Source organism: Pseudomonas sp. RV120224-01b (assembly GCF_003208145.1).
Lineage (GTDB): Bacteria > Pseudomonadota > Gammaproteobacteria > Pseudomonadales > Pseudomonadaceae > Aquipseudomonas > Aquipseudomonas monteilii.
The window spans coordinates 86,711-106,632 of record NZ_QKMQ01000015.1 but is presented as its reverse complement, the minus strand read 5'-3'; the positions used below and the strand labels follow the sequence as shown (position 1 = coordinate 106,632).

Genomic DNA, 19,922 nt, shown 5'->3' with positions numbered 1-19,922 from the left:
AACAGGGCAACGGGCTACTGGCAAAAATGTTGGGTAGCGATGTAGTGGCGCTTAATTCATGCATGTCACCCATTTACCTGTTCCCGTACCTTCTTTCAGCTGTCGCAATGCCTGTGGCAGTGCTGTAAAGGCGAACTCGCGGCGTTGTGGTGCGATCAGGCGGCCGTCAGCTACCGCCTGCAGCAGTTGTTCACCCGCCACGCGCAGGGCCTGGCGATCTGCCAGTCGGCCGTAGGCATGAATGCTGTTCAACGCCACCTCATGCAGTGAAATTGCCGTGCTGAATGCCACTGTTGGCGCGCTTTCCTGGCGGTCCTGGATGCACACCAGGTGCCCGTTGTAGCCAAGCAGATGAGCAAGGCTGCCGGCGTGATGGCCGCTGACGGTATCGAACACAGCATGCAGTGGGCGCTCGCCCAAGGTGGCTTGCAGTTGCTGCTGCCAGTCGGCATCGTGGTAGTCGTACACGCCGCTTGCGCCAAGCGCCTTGAGCGTAGGGTGGTGGGCTTGCCCGGCAGTCGCCCAGACACGCAGGCCCCGTTGCACGGCCAGCTGTGCCAGGTAGAAGCCCACTGCACCACCGGCACCGATCACCAGTACATCTCGGCTGGCGCCAGCGGGTATTTTGGCCAGGGCCTGCCAGGCGGTCAGGGCGGGGCAGGGCAGGGCAGCGGCGGCGCTGTCGCTGAGTGTGCCGGGGATAGCCATCACCAGGCTGGCATCAAGCAGGCAGTGCTCGGCGAAGCTGCCGTCGCGGGCCAGCGATTGATGGTAGGCCACGCGGCTGCCCAAGGGCAGGTCGACACCTGTGCCTGCGGCGACTACCACGCCGGCACCATCCACACCCGGGACTGTGCCTTGCTGCCAGGCCGGGTGGCCCCACTCGCAGATTTTCCAGTCCACCGGGTTGAGGGCAATGGCGCGGTTGGCCACCAGCACCTCACCGGGGCCGGGTTGCGGCAGGGGTTTACGGAGCAGTTGCAGGCCGTCGAGGCCGGCGTTCGGGGTCCAGGCCCAGGCTTGATGGTCGGTTGGCATGGTGCGGGTCCTTGTGAGACGGGGGGGGCGGCAGGCTAGCGGGGATCGGGCGGGGGAAACAGGTAGAGGTGGGACAAGGTGTTTTGACTCAGGGGCAAAAAAGCGGGGTTGCAGTGCAACCCCGGTTCACTCAGCCCAGGGTTTTTGCCAAGGCTTGCAGGCCACCTTCATAGATGCCCTTGAACAGCGCCTGGGCCTCGGCATCGTTTACCCCGACCGGGGTGAACTCGCCCGACCACTCCACCAGGCTGCCCTGGCCATCTGCCTTGACCTGCAGGGTCGACAGGTAGCCGGTGACCGGGAACGGGCTGGTCATGATCGCGTAGCTGTAGCTGCGCGCGTTCTCGTCAAAGGCCATCAGGCGCTCGACGATGCGGTTGCCGTCCGGGTCTTTCAGCGAGCGCACGCGGCCACCTTCGCTGGCAATGCTCTCGGGGATGAACGGCAGCCAGTCGGGCAGGCTGTCGAAACCGCCGATCAATGCCCAGACATGTTCAGGGCTGTGTTTGGTTTGCAGGGAAGCATAGGCAGTTGCCATGAAGTAGTTCTCCAGTTGGAATCAGATAGCGAGGCTGTCGACCACACCGCCGTCGACCCGCAGGGCCGCGCCGGTGGTGGCGGAGGAGTAAGGGGAGGCGAGGTACACCACAAGGTGGGCGACTTCGTCGACATCGGCGGCGCGCTGGATGATCGAACTCGGCCGCGCAGTGCGCACGAAATGGTCGGCCTCTTCACGAATGCTGCGCCCGGACGCCTGGGCCGCATCGGCTACCAGCGCGGCCACGCCATCGGTCAGGGTGGGGCCGGGCAACACCGCGTTCACGGTAACCCCGGTGCCGGCCAGGCGCTTGGCCAGGCCATGCGACACTGCAAGGTTGGCGGCCTTGGTGACGCCGTAGTTGATCATGTCGGCAGGGATGGCGATGCCCGATTCCGAGGAAATGAACAGGATTCGCCCCCAACCTTTCTCGACCATGCCCGGGGCATAGTGGCGGGCCAGGCGTACGCCACTCAACACGTTGGTGTCGTAGAAGCGTGCCCACTCGCTGTCGGCCACGTCGAAAAAGTCGACGTCGTCATAGATGCCCAGGTTGTTGACCAGAATGTCGGCCTTAGGGTGGGCGGCAAACAGGGTTTCGGCACCGGCGGCGGTGCCCAGGTCGGCGACTACGCCGTGAATCTGCCCACGGCCGCCTTGCCCGTGCAGTTCGGCCAGGGCTGCATCCAGCGATTTCTGGGTGCGACCGGCAATGACCACGTCGGCGTTGGCGCGAGCCAGGCCGCGAGCGATGGCCAGACCAATACCGCCGGTCGAGCCGCTGATGATGGCGGTGCGTCCGCCGAGGTCGATGTTCATGGAATGGCTCCTGTGGATGAGTTGCATCGATAGGAGCCATACTAGTAAAGCGCGTTAAGACTGTAAAAGACGTAATTAGACTTAGTTCAGACCTTTGGCGACTTATTGGCCAGCGCCAGTACCCGTTCACGGAAAATACCCACGATTGGCCGCAGGTCGACCTGGTGCCAGGCCGCCCATAACTGCACGCTGGGCTGGAACCACGCCAGCTGGCGCAGTACCACGGTAGGTCCGGCACTGGCTGTCAGGCTGCTTTGCACCATCGCCAGGCCGAGGCCTGCCGAGACAAGGCCGAGCACGCTGAGCGGGTCGGTCGCTTCAAGCGACAGGCGCGGGGTAAAGCCGGCATCGCCACAGCGGGCAATGAAGTCGTCGCGCTTGTTCACCTGGTCGGGCTGGCCACCCGTAATGATCCACTCTTGCTCGTGCAGGTCGGCCGGGGCCAGTTCGGCCTTGCTGGCCAGCGGGTGCGCGGCCGGGATGGCCAGCAGCATCGGGTCGTCCAGCACCGGCTGGGCACGCAGATCGGGGTCGTGCGTTGGCGGCGGTTCGCACACCAGGGCAATGTCCAGACTGCGTTGGCGCAGGCCCTCGAACTGCTCACTGGGAGGCATGTTGTATAGCGCGATGTGAATGTTCGGGCGCTCACCACGAATGGTCCGCACCGCACCGGGTAGAACGCCGGCATGGATGGCATGGTTGACGTAACCGATGCATAGCCCGCCTTCCTCACCCCGCCCGAGGCGTTTACCCAGCGATTCCAGGCGCTCGGCGTGCTTGAGCAGGCCGCGCGCCTCGGCCAGGAAGGTGCGCCCGTCGTTGGTCAGGTACAGGCGCTGGTTGCGCCGTTCGAACAGTGCCAGACCAAGGTTGTCCTCCAGCTGGGCGATCTGCCGGCTGAGGGGGGACTGGGAAATGTGCAGCTGTTCGGCGGCCCGGCCGACGTTTTCGCATTCGGCGACGGCCACAAAGTAGCGCAACTGACGTAGATCCTGCATGAGACCTCCAGGGACTTAACTATGACGAATTATGACTTGGACGGTCTCGACTTGGCCAGCCTAGGATGTGTCCACGTCGTCGGTTGACGACCTTGCATACCTTTTCTGGAGACATTTCATGAGCTTGAAAGACCTGATCGCCAACCCCTTGGGCTTCGGTACCGCGCCGCTGGGCAACATGTTTCGCAACGTGCCGGACGCCGAAGTACAAGCTTCGGTAGATGCCGCCTGGAACAATGGCGTGCGCTACTTCGACACCGCACCGTTCTACGGTGCCGGCCTCTCGGAAATTCGCCTGGGCAAGGCCCTGGCCCGGCGATCACGCAATGAGTACGTACTCAGCAGCAAGGTTGGCCGTGTCATCCTCGACGAACTGGAGGATCCATCATCCCGTGAACTGGGCGAGAAGAGCGGGCTGTTCGAGCATGGTAACCGTAACCGCATCGTCAATGACTACAGCGCCGATGCCACCCTGCGCTCGATCGAGGGCACGCTCGAACGCATGGGCACCGACTACCTGGATATTGTCTGGATTCACGACATCGCACAGGACTTCTACGGTGATGAATGGTTGAGCCGTTTCGAAACCGCGCGTACCGGTGCCTTCCGCGTGCTGACCCGCTTGCGTGAAGAGGGGGTGATCAAGGCTTGGGGCCTGGGTGTGAACCGTGTCGAGCCGATCGAGCTGACCCTGGACCTGGAAGAAGCGCGCCCGGACGGCTTCCTGCTGGCTGGCCGCTACAGCCTGCTGGACCACGAACGTGCCCTGCAACGGGTAATGCCCGGCGCGCTGGCGCAAGGCCTCGGGATTGTCGTCGGCGGCCCTTACAACTCGGGGGTGATTGCCGGTGGAGAGCACTACGAGTACCAGAAGGCCAGCCCGCAGGTCCGTGCCCGTGTGCAGCACCTGAATGAAGTGGCGGCGCGCCATGGTGTAGACATCAAGGCGGCGGCATTGCAGTTTTCGTTGGCGCACCCGGCAGTGGCGGCCGTGATCCCGGGGGCGACCCGGCCGCAACATGCCGACCAGGACCTGGCGGCGCTCAAGGCGGTCATTCCGGCGGCGTTCTGGGCCGAGTTGCAAGCGCTGGGACTGATTGCCCAGCATGCGCCACTGCCCAAGGGCTAAGCGTGCAATGAGCCGCGCCTTCCTGACCGCGTAACGTCAAGTAATTGCCGGCTGAATGCCGTGCTGGCCCGCGCCGCCCCTTGTGTCGCGACAATTAAGGCGGCGCATCGCGAGCGTTGCTCGCTATGTTTGTTTCGGGCCAGTTTTGCCTGGAGGTTTCGTGCGCGAACGCCTTGGCGCATGCCTCTTCGATGTGGATCGATACCGTTTTTTTGGATGTGCAAGTGCTCCCGATAACAGATAAAAACTAGCATTTTTATCAGTTGCTGCTTTACCACGAACAATGGGAATCTTCTGGCGTAGTTCAACCGACCAGGTTATTCAGGAGTTTTTGAAATGGACAGTGAAAGCCGCAAAGCTACACCTCAGGCAGCTCAGAAGGCCACGCAAGCTGATCCGAGAGCTGAGGTTGTAGCAAATATCCTCAAACAGTTGGATCTCGATGGCAATGGCAAAACTTCACATAAGGAAGCCTTGGCATTCATTGCAGGCAACATTAAATATCTCAGCGAGTTAGCAAGGGAAATTGCACACGCTGCCCGATGCATCGCGCCATCCCCGCACGCACAATCTATCGCGCACTACGCGGACGTTATCGAATACTCCGCAGGTAATAATGCCGTGCTGATAACAGCTATCCTTGAGGATAAAAGTAAAGATAAGACCCTGATCGTCAAGGACGTGCTGAAGGTAATGAAGTAGCCCGATCAATAACGGAGCAGGCGTGAGGCACGAAGAGGCCGATCCCGGTTCCGCCTTGTCAAAAGCCGATTCAGTGGCATGGCGGTCGGGGGGAGGATGCCATGGCGAGCACGCTTGCCATTCTCACACCCCACCCCGCCGCACATGCTTCACCAGCACCTTCTCCAACAACTCCCACATCGCAGGCTCGGTACTGAACGCCACATTGAACCGCATCCACCCGGTCGCCTTGGCATCCACCATGAACAACTGCCCAGGCCCGAGCATGATGCCTTTTTCCAGCGCATCATCCAGCAGCGCTGCGCTGTCCGGAATGGCCGGATGGCGGGTCCAGATGTACATGCCTTCATCCGATTCGATGAACAGTTCAAAGCCCAATCGATGCAAATGCCGGCCAACTTCCTGATGCGCCTCGGCCAGGCGTTGGCGCAGGCGCTTGAGGTGTTTGCGCCAGCGGCCGTCGATGATCGCGGCGTACACCACGCGCTCCATCACCTGTGAGGTGGTCAGGCCCGAACGCATCTTCAGGTGCAACAGTTTCTGCATCAGCTCGGGGTTGGCCAGCATGTAGCCGACCCGCACGTTGGGCGAAATGCTCTTGGAGTAGCTGCCCACGTACACCACCTGCTGCAGGTGGTCGAGGCTGGCCAGGCAGGGCTGCGGTTCGGCGACCATGTCGGCGTACAGGTTGTTTTCCACCAGGCGGAAGCCGTGCTGGCTGGCCAGTTGCAGCAGGCGGTGCAACTGCGGCAGCGGGGTGCGGGAGCAGGTGGGGCTGTGCAGGTGCGGCTGGGTGAAGAACGCGGTCGGGCGGTGGTGGGTGAGCAAGTGCTCCAGCTGGTTCAGGTCGTAACCGGCCGGGGTGCGTGGCACGCCGACCAGGGTGGCGCCCTGCGTGCGCAGAATGCTCATCAGGTTGGGGTAGCCAGGGTCGTCCACCAGCACCACATCGCCTGGGCGCACCAGCGTGCGGGCGGCCAGGTCCAGGGCCTGGCTGGCGCCGTGGGTGAGCATCAGTTGCGCAGGGTTGGCGACGATCGACAGCTCTTGCTGCAGGTTCTGCGCGGTCAGTGCACGCAGCTCCATCAGCCCCATGGGGTCGCCGTAGCCGGACAATTCCAGCGGGCTGCCGGCCACCTGGCGCAGGCCGCGACGCAAGCCGTCTTCGTACATCCAGTCGTTGGGCAGCCACCCGCACCCCGGTTTGTACGGCAACTGGCGGATCTCGAAGATCTGCTGCAGGTACCACTCGGAGTTGAACGTTGGTCGACTGGTATCAGCCTCGGCGTTGTGCGTGTCCAGCAGTTCGCCCGCCGCACGGTTGACGAAGAACCCCGCATTGCCACGGCTTACCAGCAGCCCTTGGGCGACCAGGCGGTCGTAGGCCTCGACCACGGTGAAGGTGCTCACCGAATAGCTCGCGGCAAAGGCGCGGATCGACGGCACCTTGGCGCCTGGCTTGAGGGTCTGGTTGTCGATCAGCTCGCGCAGCCCGTCAATGATCTGGTTGACCAGCGGGGTTGAGGAGTCTGGATGTAATTCGAACATTCGGGGCCTTCAGGGTGCGTATCGCCTGGCGTTTGCAGGGTGTACTGCATGGGCGACCTGTACAGTGCAGTGCGAGTTTCATGCCACTGTGCATGGCTCTCTGCGTCGGACATTTTTACATTAGGTGTCGGATATCGCCACATAAAGCATGTTCAGTTCGCTCCAGGCAGCCGCCCTGGGGCGCGTCAGCAGGCCGCCATGGAAGGCCTGCGTGTGTTCGTTCACACCTTCCTGCCCGCATTAGCACTGATGTACAGGTGAAACCGCCAGCCATCGGGGTTTCACAGTTTTCCTTGGATAAAAAGAAGCACGGGGTACACAACTGATGGACGCAACATCCACAACCACCACCGCGAAAAGCGGGCACGAGAGCAAGCTCAGTGCCTCGCTGAAGTCGCGCCACCTGACGATGATGTCCATCGCCGGGGTTATTGGCGGCGCCTTGTTCGTCGGTTCCGGCAGCGTGATCCACAGCGCCGGCCCAGCCGCTGTCCTGGCCTACCTGGCGGGCGGCATCCTGGTGGTACTGATCATGCGCATGCTGGGTGAAATGGCGACTTCCTCGCCAGACACCGGCTCGTTCTCCACCTACGCCGACCGCGCCATCGGCCGCTGGGCCGGTTTCACCATCGGCTGGCTGTACTGGTGGTACTGGGTCATCCTCATGGCCTGGGAAGCCTATGTGGCGGGCAAGATCCTGCATGGCTTCTTCCCCGACGTCAGCGTCAACGTGTTCGTGCTGGCCACGACCCTGTTGCTGATCACCGTCAACTTCTTCAACGTCAAACACTACGGTGAGTTCGAGTTCTGGTTCGCCTTGATCAAGGTGATCGCGATCGTCTGCTTCCTGATCGTGTGTACCGCTGCCGTGCTGAACGTCTGGCAGTTCGGTGAAGTGCGTGGCATCAGCCACCTTACCGCCGAAGGCTTCATGCCCAATGGCATCACCACCGTGATCGGTGCCTTGCTCGGGGTGATGTTTGCCTTCCTGGGTGCTGAAATCGTTACCATCGCTGCCTCCGAAGCCAAAGACCCGGCCGCGCAGATCGTCAAGGCCACCAACTCGGTCGTCTGGCGTGTGTGCCTGTTCTACGTGGGTTCGATCTTCCTGATCGTCTGCCTGGTACCGTGGAACGACCCGCACTTGGGCGTTTCCGGCTATGGCGCCTACCGCCGTACCCTGGAGCTGCTGGGCGTGCCGTATGCCGAGCTGCTGATGAACTTCGTGGTGCTGACCTCGGTAAGCAGCTGCCTTATCTCCGGCCACTACACCGCTTCGCGCATGCTGTTCTCCCTGGCCCAGCGTGGCGATGCGCCGTCGTTCTTCAAGATTACCCGCGCCGGCACCGGTGTACCGGTGTACGCGATCATGGGCTCGTGCGCCGTGGCCGTGGTGTGTGCGCTGATCAACTTCAGCGAGACCCTGCGCCCGAAAGACGTACTGGAAACCCTGATGAACACCACCGGCATGATTGCCCTGCTGGTGTACCTGGTCATCGCCTTCTCGCAGCTGCGCATGCGCCGCAAGCTGATTGCCGAAGGCAAGGAAGTACGCCTGAAGATGTGGCTGTTCCCGTGGCTGACCTACCTGGTGATCGCGTTCATCGTGGCTGCCCTGGTGACCATGGCCTTCATGCCTGACTACCAGATCCTGGTGATCTCCACCGGTATCGCTGCGGCGATCGTAGTGGCGATGGGCGTGGTGCACCAGATCCGTTCTGGCAGCAAGCAGCACTAAGCGTCACTTGCTTTTCGAAACGGCCGGCTCCCCTGGGGACCCGGCCGTTTCGCGTTGTTGGGCCTGGGCTTTTTCTGCGGGCATGTGGAAGCGCTGGTTCATCCAGGGCGAGCCGAGCAGGGCGGCGGCGGCGATCAGGGCCAGGATGGCGAGGGCGATGTAGGTTTTCATGGGCGTGCGCATGCAGGAATGACCTGAAGCATAGCCAGTCAGTTCCGGCGCGGATGCTGGCCCTTGGCTGACAAATGCATGAGTCGCCCTCTACAATGCGAAGCATTATCACTTGGCATTGGCTCGTCATGTCCACCACACCGCCCAACCAGGAACTGCTTGACGCGCTGGCGTTGCACTATGACGACCTGGTTCGCTACATCAAGCAGCGCTTTCGCGACCGGCATTTTGCCCGCGACCTTGTGCATGACGTTTACCTGCAGATCCTCGACAAACCGCCACGCCAGCGCATCTCGCTGCCGCTGGCCTTCCTGCGCAAGGTTACCTTCAACCGGGCCATCGACCGGGTGCGCGCCGAGTCGCTGCGTGCGGCTCACTTGGCCGCCGCCAGCCATGACGAACCGGCCCTGGACAGCTGGGACGGCGCCCGCGAGCTGGACTTCGAGCAACAGCTGCATGCCCTGCTGGCGATTATCGAAGCCTTGCCTGCACGTCAGCGCCAGGTGTTCCTGCTGCATCGCATCCACGGCATGGCCCAGCGAGACATCGCTGCCGAGCTTGAAATTTCGACCAACATGGTGACCCAGCATTTCAACCGTGCGCTGCACGCCATCGCTAGCCGTTGGGAACCGGCCCGGCGTGTGCGTGGCGAGGGGCGGGCATGAGCCAGGACAAGCGTGAAAACAAGCCTCAGGCCGACCCATTGGACGCGTTCAGCGAAGCCCTACGCGCGCGGGTAGCCTCCCGCGAGGCATTGATCGCTGAAGGCAAGGCCATGACTGCACACCGGCGCAAGGCAGCCAAGGCGGCCAAGGCAAGCCTGTTGTCGCTGTTGCTGGCAGGTGGCCTGTGGTGGGTGGACCCGGCCTGGCAGACCGAGCACGTGCAGGTGGCTGTTGGCGCAACGCACGAGCTGGTGCTGGCGGACGGCAGCCAGGTGCTGCTGGACTCCGGCAGCAGCCTGCTGATCGAACGGCGCCTGCGCAGCCGGCAGCTGGAGCTGGTCGAAGGGCAGGCGCGCTTTACCGTAGTGCATGCTGATGCGCCGTTCATTGTCCGCAGCCAAGGCGTGCGGGTGCGTGATATCGGTACGGTGTTCGACGTGCGTAGCGATGCGCGTGGCGTGCGGGTAGGGGTGCAGGAAGGTGCAGTAGAAGTCGGCAGTGCGCACGGCGCCGTGCAGCAACTGACGGCCGGGCAGCAACTGCTTGCGGTCGCCGGTGAGCTGGGTGCGGTGCAGGCAGTGCAGCCGAGCGCGATGGCAGCCTGGAGCAGCTCGGTGTTGCGCTTTGACGGTACACCGTTGCGCGATGCGATTGTGGATTTGCAGCGCTACAGCGAGGTGCCGTTGCGCTTGGCGGACGAGCGCACCGGTAGCTTGCGCTTGTCGGGTGAGTTCGACAGCCGGCAGATGCGGGCGTTGCTGGAGCACTTGCCGGCGGTGTTGCCGGTGACGGTGGTGCGCGGTGCTGATGGTGGCCTGGTCATTGGCCGGACTGATTGATCGCCTGTTCTGGCCCTTTCGCGGGCACGCCCGCTCCCACAGGAATCACATAAATTCTGTGGGAGCGGGCGTGCCCGCGAAAGGGCCAGAACAGCCAACCAATAATTATTTTCATTAGCACATCAACATCCGCCCATGCCCAATCGCCATTCCCATGAAGTCACTTGAATCGTATGGGGAACACATGGGTAACCACCTCTCACCGCTGACGCTTCTGGCCGCCAGCCTGTTTACTTGCGCCAGCGTCCAGGCGCAGGACGCCATCTTCGCCCTGGATATCCCGGCACAACGTCTGGACCGCTCGCTAAACGCCCTGGCCCAGCAAACCGGCACCCGCATCCTGTTTTCCACCGATGCCGCCGAGGGCCGGCAGGCCGGCGCCGTGCAAGGGCGCATGAGTGTCGCGCAGGCCTTGCAACAGCTGCTGGCAGGCTCGGGCTTGCAGCTGCAGCGTGCCGGGGAGGGTTACCTGATTGGCGCGCCGGCCAGTGGCACCGCGTTGGAGCTGGGTGCTACCAACATCGACAGCCAGCGCTACAGCAACAGCACAGACGGCACCGGCGCCTACACCCTGGGCACCACGCGCGCCGGTACTGGCCTGAACCTGTCGCCGCGTGAAACACCACAGTCGATCAGCGTGGTCACCCGCCAGCGCATGGACGACCAAGGCCTGAACGACCTCACCGAGGTCTTGCAGCAAACCCCAGGTCTGTCGGTGCAAAGCCTGGGCAGCGAGCGTTTCAATATCTATTCGCGTGGCTACTCGGTCGACAATTACCAGTTCGACGGCATCCCCACCACCCTTGATATCGTCAGCCAGGTATCAGCCCAGAGCCTGGCCGACATGGCCATCTACGATCATGTCGAGGTATTACGGGGGGCCACCGGCCTGCTGACCGGCGCAGGTGACCCGTCGGCCACCATCAACCTGGTGCGCAAGCGGCCCACCGCTGAATTCAAGGGGCATGTCAGTGCGGGGCTGGGGTCGTGGAACAAGTACCGCACCGAGGTCGACCTGTCCGGTCCGCTGACGCCTACCGGCAATGTGCGCGGGCGCATGGTCGCCGCCTACCAGCAGAACGACAGCTTCGTTGACCACTATCACCAGGAAAAGCAGGTGTTCTACGGCATCCTTGAAGCCGACCTAAGCGACAGCACCTTGCTCACTGTGGGGGCTGACTATCAACGCAACCGCCCGGAGGGTTCGTCGTCGGTGGCGTTCCCGCTGTTCTACAGCAACGGCGAGCAAACCGATTTTTCCCGTTCCACCAACAGCGCCGCACGCTGGAGCAGCAACCCTCAGGACGCGTTGAACACCTTCGCCAGCATTGAGCAGCAACTGGGCCACGACTGGAGCCTGCGGGTGGCGGTGAACCAGATGTACATCAACCGCGACGACTACCAACTGGCGACCGCCAGCTGGGGCTTCCCCGACAAGCAGACCGGCGAAGGCGTGCGCCTTTACGGCGGTGCCGGCAGCACCTGGCAGAAGCAGGTTGGCGTGGATGCCCAGCTCAAGGGCCCATTCCAGGCGTTCGGCCGCGAGCACGAGCTGGTGCTGGGCTACAACTTCTCCCGCTACCAGAACCACCACGACCCACTGCGTGGCACCGCCATCGAAGGTACGCGGGTCAATTTCTACACCTGGGACAACTACACCACCAAGCCCAACACCGGTAACGGCAAGCTGTACGACGGCGACACCAGCATCTACCAGAGCGGCACTTACCTGGCCACGCGTCTGCGACCCACCGACGATTTGTCGGTCATCCTTGGGGCCCGGGTCAGCAATTACCGTTACCGCTACGACCTCACCACCCAGCCGAACAAGATCCCGGGCAACCGTGAAAGCGGCGTAGTAACGCCCTATGCCGGCGTGGTCTACGACCTTGACGACATCCATTCGGTGTATGCCAGCTACACCAGCATCTTCAAGCCGCAGACGGTGCGTGATGCCAGCGGTGCAACGTTGGCGCCGCGTGAAGGCGACAACTACGAAGTCGGCCTGAAGAGCGAGTACTTTGGCGGGCGCCTGCAAACCAGTGTCGCGGCGTTCGAGATCAAGCAGGACAACCTGGCCGTGGTCGACCCGGGGCAGGTCGTGCCAGGTACCACCACTGCCGCGTATCGCGCCATTTCCGGCGCTACAACGCGTGGCTTCGAGGTGGAGGCCAGTGGTGAACTGCAGCCAGGCTGGAACCTCAGCGCCAGCTACAACCACAGCATCATCAAGGATGCTGATGGTGAGCGCATCAACACCGTGTTTCCGGCCAACATGGTCAAGCTGTGGACCACGTACCGCCTGCCGGGTGAATTGGAACGCCTGACCGTGGGGGGCGGGATGAACTGGCAGAGCGGCACCCATTTCACTGCCACACCAAGCGAGTTGGGCACCGTCAAGGCCAAGCAAGGGCAGTTCGCCGTGTTCAACCTGATGGGCCGCTACCAGATCACCGACCAGCTTTCGACCACGCTGAACGTGAACAACCTGCTCGACAAGAAGTACCTCAGTGCGCTGGATACCACGTTCTACAGTGGCTATTACGGCGAACCGCGCAACGTCATGGTGACCACCCGCTGGGATTTCTGATTGCAAGTGCGGCCCTATTGCCGGAGATAGGGCCCTCACCGGCGACAGATGGCATATGCTGAGAACATTGTCCGTCCCAAGGAGCCTCACATGGCCTGGTCCGCCACCCAGTATTCCCTGTTCGAAGATGAACGCACCCGCGCTGTGCGCGACCTGCTTGCTGCCATCCCGACCCCGCCGCGCCCGGTGCGCCACGCCACCGACCTGGGCTGCGGCCCGGGCAATTCCACCGAAGTGCTGCTGCAACGCTACCCCGATGCCCAGGTAATCGCCCTGGACAGCGACCCGGACATGATCGACAAGGCCCGTGAGCGCAAACGGCTGTGCATCCCCCGGGTACGCACGGCCATCGCGGACATCGCCGGCTGGTCCGCCCCGGAACCGCAAGACCTGATCCTGGCCAACGCCTCGCTGCAATGGGTACCCGACCACGCCTCGCTGTACCCGCACCTGGTGCGCCAGTTGAGCGAAGGCGCCAGCCTGGCCGTGCAGACCCCGGACAACCTCGACGAACCGGCGCACCGGCAATTGCGCGAGATTGCCAGCCAAGGCCCCTGGGCGGCCAAGTTCGCCGATTTCCAGCTGCCACCACGGCACAGCGCAGCATTCTACTACGACCTGCTCAGCCCGCTGTGCGCGCGGGTGGATGTGTGGCGCACCACCTATCACCACCCGTTGCCGGGTGGCGCCGAAGCGGTGGTGGAGTGGTTCAAGGGTTCGGCCCTGCGGCCTTATCTGGCCAGGCTTGATGAACAGGAGCAAGCCGACTTCCTGCAGATGTACCTGCAGGCCATGCAGCGAGACTACCCACCGGCCACCGATGGCAAGGTGCTGCTGCCGTTCCCGCGCTTGTTCGTGATCGCTACCCGCTAGGGTGGCGCCAGCGCCAGGCCACGTAACTGTAAACGCCGAGGTTGAGTAGCAGCACAACGCAACCCAGCAGCAGCTGGATGTGCGGCGTCAGCCCGGCGGGGTAGATCAGCGGCCAGATATAGTGCTCAACGAAACCGCCTTGGTAGCCTGCGTCACCCGCCGCGCTACGCATGCGGTTTTCCCAGGTGGTGAGCGGGCAGCCCAGGTGCAGGCACTCCACCGCAAGGCCCCAGGCCAGGGCTGGCAAGTGGACGAGCAGGGCGGGGCGCCACGTGAGCACCAGCAGGCCGCCGAACAGCACCAGCAGGATGAAGGCCAGGTGCAGCAGGACCAGGGCGTCGGCGGCAAGGCGGTAGAACATGGGCAGTGTGCCAGGGGTTGAAGTTACCCCAGCATAGTTGGTTGCCTGTGCCGGCCTCTTCGCGGGCTTGCCCGCTCCCACAGGATCACCGCAGGTTTTGAATGCTGTGCAGTACCTGTGGGAGCGGGCAAGCCCGCGAAGAGGCCGGCACAGGTTTACATCCCTTCCTCGACCATTTGCAAAAAGGTCGCCACCACCCGTCGCGTGCGCTGTTCGCTAAGGCAAACCAGCGTCTCGGTCAAATGCCGTTGGCAATCCACAATCGGCAGCGCACACACCCGCGCATCGGCGCCAAACTCTGCCGCCGACACCACCCCCACGCCAATCCCCACCACCACCGCTTCCCGCGCCGCCTCGCGGCCTTCCACCTGGATCGCCGGGCGAATCCGCAGCCCGGCCCGCTGCATTTCTTCTTCCAGGGTCTGGCGCGTCACCGAGCCAGGCTCGCGCAGCACCAGCGGTGTGTCGTCCAGGTCGGCCAGGCTGATCGAACCACGGCTGGCCCAGGGGTGGTGGTGGGAAACGAACGCCACCATCGGGTCGCGGCGCAGCGGCAGGCAATGCAGCCGCTCATCGTCCACATCCCGGCCTAGCAGCGCCAGGTCGGCCTGGTAGCTGAACAGCCGGGCCAGCGACTCATCGGTGTTGCCGGTCTCGATCTTCACCTGGATGCCCGGGTAGCGCTGGCAGAAGCGGGCGATCTGCGGCAGCACGTGCACCGGCGCATCCACCGCCAGCACCAGGCTGCCGGTGTGCAGGGCACGCGAATCCTGCAGCAGGTCATGGGCCTCGGCTTCGCAGGCGAACAGGCGCTGGCTGATGCCCAGCAAGCGTTCACCGAGGTCGGTCAACTGCACCGAACGCTTGTTGCGGTGGAACAGCAAAACGCCGAAGCGTTCCTCCAGCTTGCGCACCTGGTCCGACACCGCAGGCTGGGTAAGAAACAGCTTTTCCGCTGCGCGGGTAAAGCTGCCGTGCACGGCCACCGCATGAAAGGCCTTGAGTTGTGCGTGGGAAACCGACATGACCACCTCAGTAACAAGCTGAGCTTATGTGTGAAATACGATAAATCGATTTTATTTATCTTAGCGCAACTGTTTCCATGCATGTCAGCCCGACGCTGGCACCACGAATGCCGCCAGGGCCATGGTGCCCACACGGTGCCATCTGACCCGATGACAGCCTCGTCATCGCTGTGCGTAACACAAGAACAAGACAGGCGTTTCTTCACATTCTGCCGGCACACTTGAGCAAGAGGTCAGACGTACATGAATCAATCACTAGCCGCGTTCAAACGCTGGCGCATCCAGATTTTCGCCATCACCTGGCTGGCCTACGCCGCCTTCTACTTCACCCGCAAAGCCTTCTCGGTGGCCAAGCTGGGCATCGCCGAAGACCCCAACTTCATGCTCGACAAAGCCGCCATGGCCAACCTCGACGCCATCTACCTGGCCGCTTATGCCGTGGGCCAGTTCACCTGGGGCATGCTCGCCGACCGTTTTGGCCCACGGGTGGTGGTGCTGGGCGGGTTGCTGATTTCCGCCGTGGCGGCGGTGGTGATGGGCAGTTACGCCACCTTCCCGATCTTTGCCACCTGCATGCTGGTGCAGGGCCTGGCGCAGTCCACCGGCTGGGCCGGGTTGTGCAAGAACATCGGCAGCTTCTTCCCGGCTTCGCAGCGCGGGCGGGTACTGGGGTTGTGGAGTTCCTGCTATGCCTTCGGCGGCCTGGTGGCTTCGCCGTTCGCGGGTTGGTGGGCCTACACACTGGTCGGCACCTGGCACGCGGCGTTCTTCTCCAGTGCCGCCGTGGTGGCGCTGGTGGCCGTGCTGTTCTTCATCCTGCAGCGCAACAAACCTGAAGATGTCGGCCTGCCGGCGGTAGAGCCCGAGCCGCAGAGCATGGCCCCGGCCGGCAACCTGTGCAGTGTGTGGGCGCCGCTGAAAGAGATCCTGCGCAACCGCACCGTGCTGACGCTAGGCCTGGCGTACTTCCTGCTCAAGCCCGCGCGCTACGCCATCTTGCTGTGGGGGCCGGTGATCGTCTTCGAGCAGATGCCTTCGGTGGGCAAGGTGGGTGCGGCAATCATCCCGACCGCCTTCGAACTGGCCGGGCTGCTGGGCCCGATCATCATTGGCCTGGCCTCCGACAAACTGTTCGGCGCCCGCCGCATGCCGGCTTGCGTGATCAGCCTGGTGTTGCTGACGGTGACCCTGGCGGCCTTCATGGCGGCCATGCACACCGGTAGCGTGATGCTGGTGGTGGCGTTGCTGTTCGTCATGGGCCTGACCCTGTACGGGCCAGATTCGATGATCAGCGGCGCGGCGGCCATCGACTTCGGCACCGCCAAGGCCGGTGCGACTGCAGCGGGCTTCGTCAACGGCTGTGGTTCGGTGGGGGCGGTGCTGGGTGGGCTGCTGCCGGGGTACTTCGATGGCGTCACGGTGTTTATCGTGTTCGCCGGCTGCGCGTTGTTCTCGGCGCTGGTGCTGCTGCCGCACTGGAACAGCCGCCCGGCCAGCACCCCGCAAAGCGCTGACGTGGCACCGAATACCAGCATGGCAATCAAGCCACTGCGTACCTAAAGGAAAGCGAGCGAATGAGACCCTTCTGGCTGCAACAGGCCCTGGATTCGGCGCAGGAGGCGGTGTGCCCACCGCTGCAAGGCGATACCCGTTGCGATGTGTGCATCGTCGGCGGCGGCTACACCGGCCTGTGGACGGCGCTGATGCTCAAGGAAGCGGTGCCGGCGCTGGATGTCGTGCTGATCGAAGCCGATATCTGCGGCGCCGGCGCCAGTGGCCGCAACGGCGGTTGCGCATTGTCCTGGTCGGCCAAGTACTTCACCCTCGAACGCCTGTTCGGGGTGGCCGAGGCGGTGCGCCTGGTGCGCGAGTCGGAACGCAGCATCGGTGATATCGGTACGTTCTGCGCGGCCAACGGCATCGACTGCGACTACCGCCTGGATGGCACGTTGTACACCGCCACCAACGCCGCTCAGGTCGGCGCCACCGATGCAGTGATCGCGGCGCTGGAGCAGAAGGGCATCAACTCGTTTCGCCGCCTGCCGCTGGACCAAGTCCGGCGTCTGGCGGGTTCGGCACGGCACCTGGAGGGCTGGTTCTCGCCAGCTGCCGCCACGGTGCAGCCGGGCAAGCTGGTGCGTGGCCTACGCCGGGTGGCGTTACAGCGCGGCGTGCGCATTCATGAAGGCACGGCCATGAGTGGCCTGGAACACGGCGCCCCGGTGCAGGTGCGCACGGCCCATGGCACGGTGCGCGCCGACCGCGTGGTGCTGGGCCTGAATGCCTGGATGGCGCGGGCTTTCCCGCAGTTCGAGCGCAGCGTGGCGATCGTTTCCAGCGACATGGTAATTACCGAGCCGTGCCCCGAGCTGTTGCGCGAGATTGGCCTGGACAGTGGCATCAGCGTGCTCGACTCGCGCATTTTCGTGCACTACTACCACAACACCTCCGATGGCCGGCTGATGCTTGGCAAAGGCGGCAATACCTTTGCCTATGGCGGGCGCATGCTGCCGGTGTTCGACCAGCCGTCGCCATACCGGCCGCTGCTGCGCGAAAGCCTGGGCGGGTTTTTCCCGGCCTTGGCCGAAGTGCCGCTGGCGGCCAGCTGGAACGGGCCGTCGGACCGCTCGGTGACCGGCTTGCCGTTTTTTGGCCGGCTGGACGGGCAGGGCAACGTGTTCTATGGCTTTGGCTATTCCGGCAGTGGCGTTGGGCCGTGCCACATGGGCGGGCAGATTCTGTCGTCGCTGGCGCTGGGGCTGGATAACCCATGGACCCGTTCGCCGCTCGTCAAGGGGCCGCTGGGGCTGTTCCCGCCCGAGCCGGTGCGTTACCTGGGTTCGCTGATGGTGCGCAATGCCATCCGCCGCAAGGAGCGCGCCGAAGACCTCGGCATGCGGCCACGACGGCTGGATGTGCGTCTGGCGCGGTTTGCCGCGGCAGCAGGCAAGGCCGATAAAGGCTGATGAGATTTCTTGTCGATCCCATGCGTGAGGGCGTATAAAATGCACCCACTTTTGGCCGGTCGCTTCCTGAACCGGCCGCTGAAACAAGAGAGTCGACATGGGCGCACAGTGGAAAGCCAAACATAGAGAAACAGCGGCCAATGCCAAAGGCAAGGTCATGGGCAAGCTGTCCAAGGAAATCCAGATCGCGGCCAAGTCGGGCGCCGATCCTGACATGAACCCGCGCCTGCGCCTGGCCATCGTGCAAGCCAAAAAGGCCTCGATGACCCGCGAGACCCTGGAGCGTGCGATTCGCAAGGGCGCGGGCCTGGACGGTGATGCCGTGCAGTACCACGCCGTCAGCTACGAAGGCTTTGCACCGCACCAGGTGCCACTGATCGTCGAGTGCCTGACCGACAACGTCAACCGTACCGTCGCGCAAATCCGCGTACTGTTCCGCAAGGGCCAGCTGGGTGCCAGTGGTTCGGTGGCCTGGGACTTCAACCACGTCGGCCTGATCGAAGCCACGCCGGAAGGCGACGCCGACCCGGAAATGGCAGCCATCGAAGCCGGCGCCCAGGATTTCGAGGAAGGTGAAGAAGAGGGTTCGACCCTGTTCATTACCGACACCACCGACCTGGACGCGGTACAGAAGGCCCTGCCGGAGCATGGCTTTACCGTGACCTCGGCGAAGATTGGCTACACCCCGAAAAACCCGGTGAGTGCGGCCAGCCTGAGCGCTGACGCATTGGCTGAGGTGGAAGCGTTCCTCGAGGCGATCGACGAGAACGATGACGTGCAGAACGTGTACGTTGGTCTGACTGACTGATCTGCTTTTCCGGGGCCGCTTTGCGGCCCAATCGCCGGCAAGCCAGCTCCCACAGGTACAGCACAAACCTTCAAGGTTGTGCTGTACCTGTGGGAGCTGGCTTGCCGGCGATTGGGCCAGTCGATTCACTAGAAGGGAGCCTGCATGAACCCCACCTTCGCCTCCCTCAGCCTCGCCCACCTGCGCACCCTCGACCACCTGCTACAGCTGAAAAACCTCAGCCACGCCGCCGAGCGCCTGGGCGTCAGCCAGTCGGCCCTGAGCCGCCAGCTGGCCCACCTTCGCGAAGCTTTCGACGATCCGCTGCTGGTACGCCAGGGCCGTGGCTACGTATTGAGCGAACACGCCGAAGCCCTTGTCGAACCCCTGCGCCAGGTTCTCGAAGAACTACAGGCTCTGCGTCAGCCCGCCGTGTTCGACCCGGCACGCTGCGAGCGGCGTTTCTGCCTGGCTGCTTCGGACTACGTGGCCGAGCACATGCTGCCGCTGCTGGTGGCCGCGCTGGAGCGTGAAGCACCGGGCGTATCGCTGGAGTACCGTACCTGGCAGGCCGGCCAGTACGCCTTGCTGGCCAGCGGCGAGATTGACCTGGCCACCACCCTGTTCGACGAGTCACCGCCCAACCTGCACGGGCGTCTGCTGGGCGAGGACCGCGCCGTGTGCCTGATGCGTCGTGACCACCCGCTAGCTGCCCATGTCGCACTCAGCCAGGGTGATTACCTGGCGCACAAGCATGTACGTATTTCCGGCGGCGGCGACAAGGACAGCTTCATCGACCGCCACCTGCGCGCCCAAGGCTTGCAGCGGCGGGTCAGCCTGGAAGTGCCGTTTTTCTCCGCCACTGTGCAGGTGATCGCCAACAGCCAGGCCGTGGCGACCGTGCCCGAGCACATTGCCCGGCAACTGTGCCGCTTGCATGATCTGGCCTGGCGGCCGCTGGGTTTCATCGACCACAGCCAGCGCTACTGGGTGGTGTGGCACCAGCGCCTGCAGGCCTCGGCCGAGCACCGCTGGTTGCGCAACCGGGTGTTCGAGCTGTGGCGACAGTCGCAGTTTGGCGTGCAGGGTGGGCATGCGGGTTTGCCATAGCAGGTATGCGCAAGGCGGGGTTATT

Annotated in this window: 19 protein-coding genes; 11 read left to right on the top strand and 8 right to left on the bottom strand. The window is 63.4% G+C overall.

Annotated features, from left to right (window positions below; genetic code table 11):
- Positions 1–51: 51 nt before the first annotated feature.
- From N436_RS21105 to N436_RS21090, 4 genes are all read right to left on the bottom strand, one after another.
- Positions 52–1,038, bottom strand: a complete 987-nt coding sequence (locus N436_RS21105; RefSeq protein ID WP_110741873.1) for a zinc-binding dehydrogenase — start codon at positions 1,036–1,038, stop codon at positions 52–54.
- A 130-nt stretch (positions 1,039–1,168) separates the two neighbouring features.
- Positions 1,169–1,576, bottom strand: a complete 408-nt coding sequence (locus N436_RS21100) for an SRPBCC family protein (RefSeq protein WP_105946760.1) — start codon at positions 1,574–1,576, stop codon at positions 1,169–1,171.
- Between the two features lie 21 nt (positions 1,577–1,597).
- On the bottom strand, positions 1,598–2,395 hold the full coding sequence (locus N436_RS21095) for an SDR family NAD(P)-dependent oxidoreductase (RefSeq protein ID WP_105946761.1): 798 nt from the start codon (positions 2,393–2,395) through the stop codon (positions 1,598–1,600).
- Between the two features lie 86 nt (positions 2,396–2,481).
- Positions 2,482–3,393 (bottom strand): LysR family transcriptional regulator, encoded by a 912-nt coding sequence (locus N436_RS21090; RefSeq protein ID WP_105946762.1) that lies wholly within the window; start codon positions 3,391–3,393, stop codon positions 2,482–2,484.
- Positions 3,394–3,511: 118 nt separating this feature from the next.
- On the opposite strand from N436_RS21090, the gene N436_RS21085 reads away from it, so the two are divergent.
- Positions 3,512–4,522: an aldo/keto reductase gene (locus N436_RS21085; RefSeq protein WP_105946764.1), complete on the top strand. Its 1,011-nt coding sequence runs from the start codon at positions 3,512–3,514 to the stop codon at positions 4,520–4,522.
- A gap of 336 nt (positions 4,523–4,858) precedes the next feature.
- A complete protein-coding gene (locus N436_RS21080) occupies positions 4,859–5,224 on the top strand; it encodes a hypothetical protein (protein ID WP_105946765.1) in 366 nt (121 codons plus the stop codon).
- Between the two features lie 123 nt (positions 5,225–5,347).
- Here N436_RS21080 and N436_RS21075 read toward each other — a convergent pair whose 3' ends face one another.
- Entirely contained in the window at positions 5,348–6,772 is a 1,425-nt protein-coding gene (locus N436_RS21075; protein ID WP_105946766.1) for a PLP-dependent aminotransferase family protein, read from the bottom strand.
- A 325-nt stretch (positions 6,773–7,097) separates the two neighbouring features.
- Between N436_RS21075 and N436_RS21070 the strand changes: the two genes are divergently transcribed.
- Positions 7,098–8,510 carry an amino acid permease gene (locus tag N436_RS21070; protein ID WP_019097820.1) on the top strand — a complete coding sequence of 471 codons (1,413 nt, stop codon included), beginning with the start codon at positions 7,098–7,100 and terminating at the stop codon, positions 8,508–8,510.
- 3 nt (positions 8,511–8,513) lie between these two features.
- Here the strand turns inward: N436_RS21070 and N436_RS21065 are convergent, their stop codons facing one another.
- Entirely contained in the window at positions 8,514–8,693 is a 180-nt protein-coding gene (locus N436_RS21065) for a hypothetical protein (RefSeq protein ID WP_105946767.1), read from the bottom strand.
- A 116-nt stretch (positions 8,694–8,809) separates the two neighbouring features.
- On the opposite strand from N436_RS21065, the gene N436_RS21060 reads away from it, so the two are divergent.
- From N436_RS21060 to tam, 4 genes are all read left to right on the top strand, one after another.
- The gene (locus tag N436_RS21060; protein ID WP_105946798.1) at positions 8,810–9,346 is read left to right on the top strand and encodes an RNA polymerase sigma factor; all 537 of its coding nucleotides are present in this window, start codon (positions 8,810–8,812) and stop codon (positions 9,344–9,346) included.
- Positions 9,343–10,185: a FecR family protein gene (locus N436_RS21055; RefSeq protein WP_177410276.1), complete on the top strand. Its 843-nt coding sequence runs from the start codon at positions 9,343–9,345 to the stop codon at positions 10,183–10,185. Before N436_RS21060 ends, N436_RS21055 begins: the two co-directional genes overlap by 4 nt.
- A 184-nt stretch (positions 10,186–10,369) precedes the next feature.
- A complete protein-coding gene (locus N436_RS21050) occupies positions 10,370–12,775 on the top strand; it encodes a TonB-dependent siderophore receptor (protein WP_105946768.1) in 2,406 nt (801 codons plus the stop codon).
- 90 nt (positions 12,776–12,865) lie between these two features.
- Positions 12,866–13,648 carry a trans-aconitate 2-methyltransferase gene (tam, locus tag N436_RS21045; protein ID WP_105946769.1) on the top strand — a complete coding sequence of 261 codons (783 nt, stop codon included), beginning with the start codon at positions 12,866–12,868 and terminating at the stop codon, positions 13,646–13,648.
- Here tam and N436_RS21040 read toward each other — a convergent pair.
- Together N436_RS21040 and N436_RS21035 are read right to left on the bottom strand one after the other, a co-directional pair.
- Complete coding sequence (locus N436_RS21040; protein WP_110741872.1) at positions 13,638–14,009, bottom strand: DUF2784 domain-containing protein; 372 nt, start codon at positions 14,007–14,009, stop codon at positions 13,638–13,640. The genes tam and N436_RS21040 overlap by 11 nt on opposite strands.
- Positions 14,010–14,164: 155 nt before the next feature.
- Complete coding sequence (locus tag N436_RS21035; protein ID WP_025752728.1) at positions 14,165–15,034, bottom strand: LysR substrate-binding domain-containing protein; 870 nt, start codon at positions 15,032–15,034, stop codon at positions 14,165–14,167.
- A 243-nt stretch (positions 15,035–15,277) separates the two neighbouring features.
- Between N436_RS21035 and N436_RS21030 the strand changes: the two genes are divergently transcribed.
- From N436_RS21030 to N436_RS21015, 4 genes are all read left to right on the top strand, one after another.
- Positions 15,278–16,594 (top strand): MFS transporter, encoded by a 1,317-nt coding sequence (locus tag N436_RS21030; RefSeq protein WP_019097816.1) that lies wholly within the window; start codon positions 15,278–15,280, stop codon positions 16,592–16,594.
- A 14-nt stretch (positions 16,595–16,608) separates the two neighbouring features.
- A complete protein-coding gene (locus tag N436_RS21025; RefSeq protein WP_110741871.1) occupies positions 16,609–18,000 on the top strand; it encodes an FAD-dependent oxidoreductase in 1,392 nt (463 codons plus the stop codon).
- A 97-nt stretch (positions 18,001–18,097) separates the two neighbouring features.
- A complete protein-coding gene (locus N436_RS21020; RefSeq protein WP_019097814.1) occupies positions 18,098–18,808 on the top strand; it encodes a YebC/PmpR family DNA-binding transcriptional regulator in 711 nt (236 codons plus the stop codon).
- 144 nt (positions 18,809–18,952) lie between these two features.
- Complete coding sequence (locus N436_RS21015; RefSeq protein ID WP_105946773.1) at positions 18,953–19,897, top strand: LysR family transcriptional regulator; 945 nt, start codon at positions 18,953–18,955, stop codon at positions 19,895–19,897.
- Positions 19,898–19,922: the final 25 nt, after the last annotated feature.

Bases quoted from the DNA above. Each gene is read 5' to 3' on its own strand.
- N436_RS21105 (WP_110741873.1), bottom strand. From the start codon at position 1,038: ATGCCAACCGACCATCAAGCCTGGGCCTGGACCCCGAACGCCGGCCTC.
- N436_RS21100 (WP_105946760.1), bottom strand. From the start codon at position 1,576: ATGGCAACTGCCTATGCTTCCCTGCAAACCAAACACAGCCCTGAACAT.
- N436_RS21095 (WP_105946761.1), bottom strand. From the start codon at position 2,395: ATGAACATCGACCTCGGCGGACGCACCGCCATCATCAGCGGCTCGACC.
- N436_RS21090 (WP_105946762.1), bottom strand. From the start codon at position 3,393: ATGCAGGATCTACGTCAGTTGCGCTACTTTGTGGCCGTCGCCGAATGC.
- N436_RS21085 (WP_105946764.1), top strand. From the start codon at position 3,512: ATGAGCTTGAAAGACCTGATCGCCAACCCCTTGGGCTTCGGTACCGCG.
- N436_RS21080 (WP_105946765.1), top strand. From the start codon at position 4,859: ATGGACAGTGAAAGCCGCAAAGCTACACCTCAGGCAGCTCAGAAGGCC.
- N436_RS21075 (WP_105946766.1), bottom strand. From the start codon at position 6,772: ATGTTCGAATTACATCCAGACTCCTCAACCCCGCTGGTCAACCAGATC.
- N436_RS21070 (WP_019097820.1), top strand. From the start codon at position 7,098: ATGGACGCAACATCCACAACCACCACCGCGAAAAGCGGGCACGAGAGC.
- N436_RS21065 (WP_105946767.1), bottom strand. From the start codon at position 8,693: ATGCGCACGCCCATGAAAACCTACATCGCCCTCGCCATCCTGGCCCTG.
- N436_RS21060 (WP_105946798.1), top strand. From the start codon at position 8,810: ATGTCCACCACACCGCCCAACCAGGAACTGCTTGACGCGCTGGCGTTG.
- N436_RS21055 (WP_177410276.1), top strand. From the start codon at position 9,343: ATGAGCCAGGACAAGCGTGAAAACAAGCCTCAGGCCGACCCATTGGAC.
- N436_RS21050 (WP_105946768.1), top strand. From the start codon at position 10,370: ATGGGTAACCACCTCTCACCGCTGACGCTTCTGGCCGCCAGCCTGTTT.
- tam (WP_105946769.1), top strand. From the start codon at position 12,866: ATGGCCTGGTCCGCCACCCAGTATTCCCTGTTCGAAGATGAACGCACC.
- N436_RS21040 (WP_110741872.1), bottom strand. From the start codon at position 14,009: ATGTTCTACCGCCTTGCCGCCGACGCCCTGGTCCTGCTGCACCTGGCC.
- N436_RS21035 (WP_025752728.1), bottom strand. From the start codon at position 15,034: ATGTCGGTTTCCCACGCACAACTCAAGGCCTTTCATGCGGTGGCCGTG.
- N436_RS21030 (WP_019097816.1), top strand. From the start codon at position 15,278: ATGAATCAATCACTAGCCGCGTTCAAACGCTGGCGCATCCAGATTTTC.
- N436_RS21025 (WP_110741871.1), top strand. From the start codon at position 16,609: ATGAGACCCTTCTGGCTGCAACAGGCCCTGGATTCGGCGCAGGAGGCG.
- N436_RS21020 (WP_019097814.1), top strand. From the start codon at position 18,098: ATGGGCGCACAGTGGAAAGCCAAACATAGAGAAACAGCGGCCAATGCC.
- N436_RS21015 (WP_105946773.1), top strand. From the start codon at position 18,953: ATGAACCCCACCTTCGCCTCCCTCAGCCTCGCCCACCTGCGCACCCTC.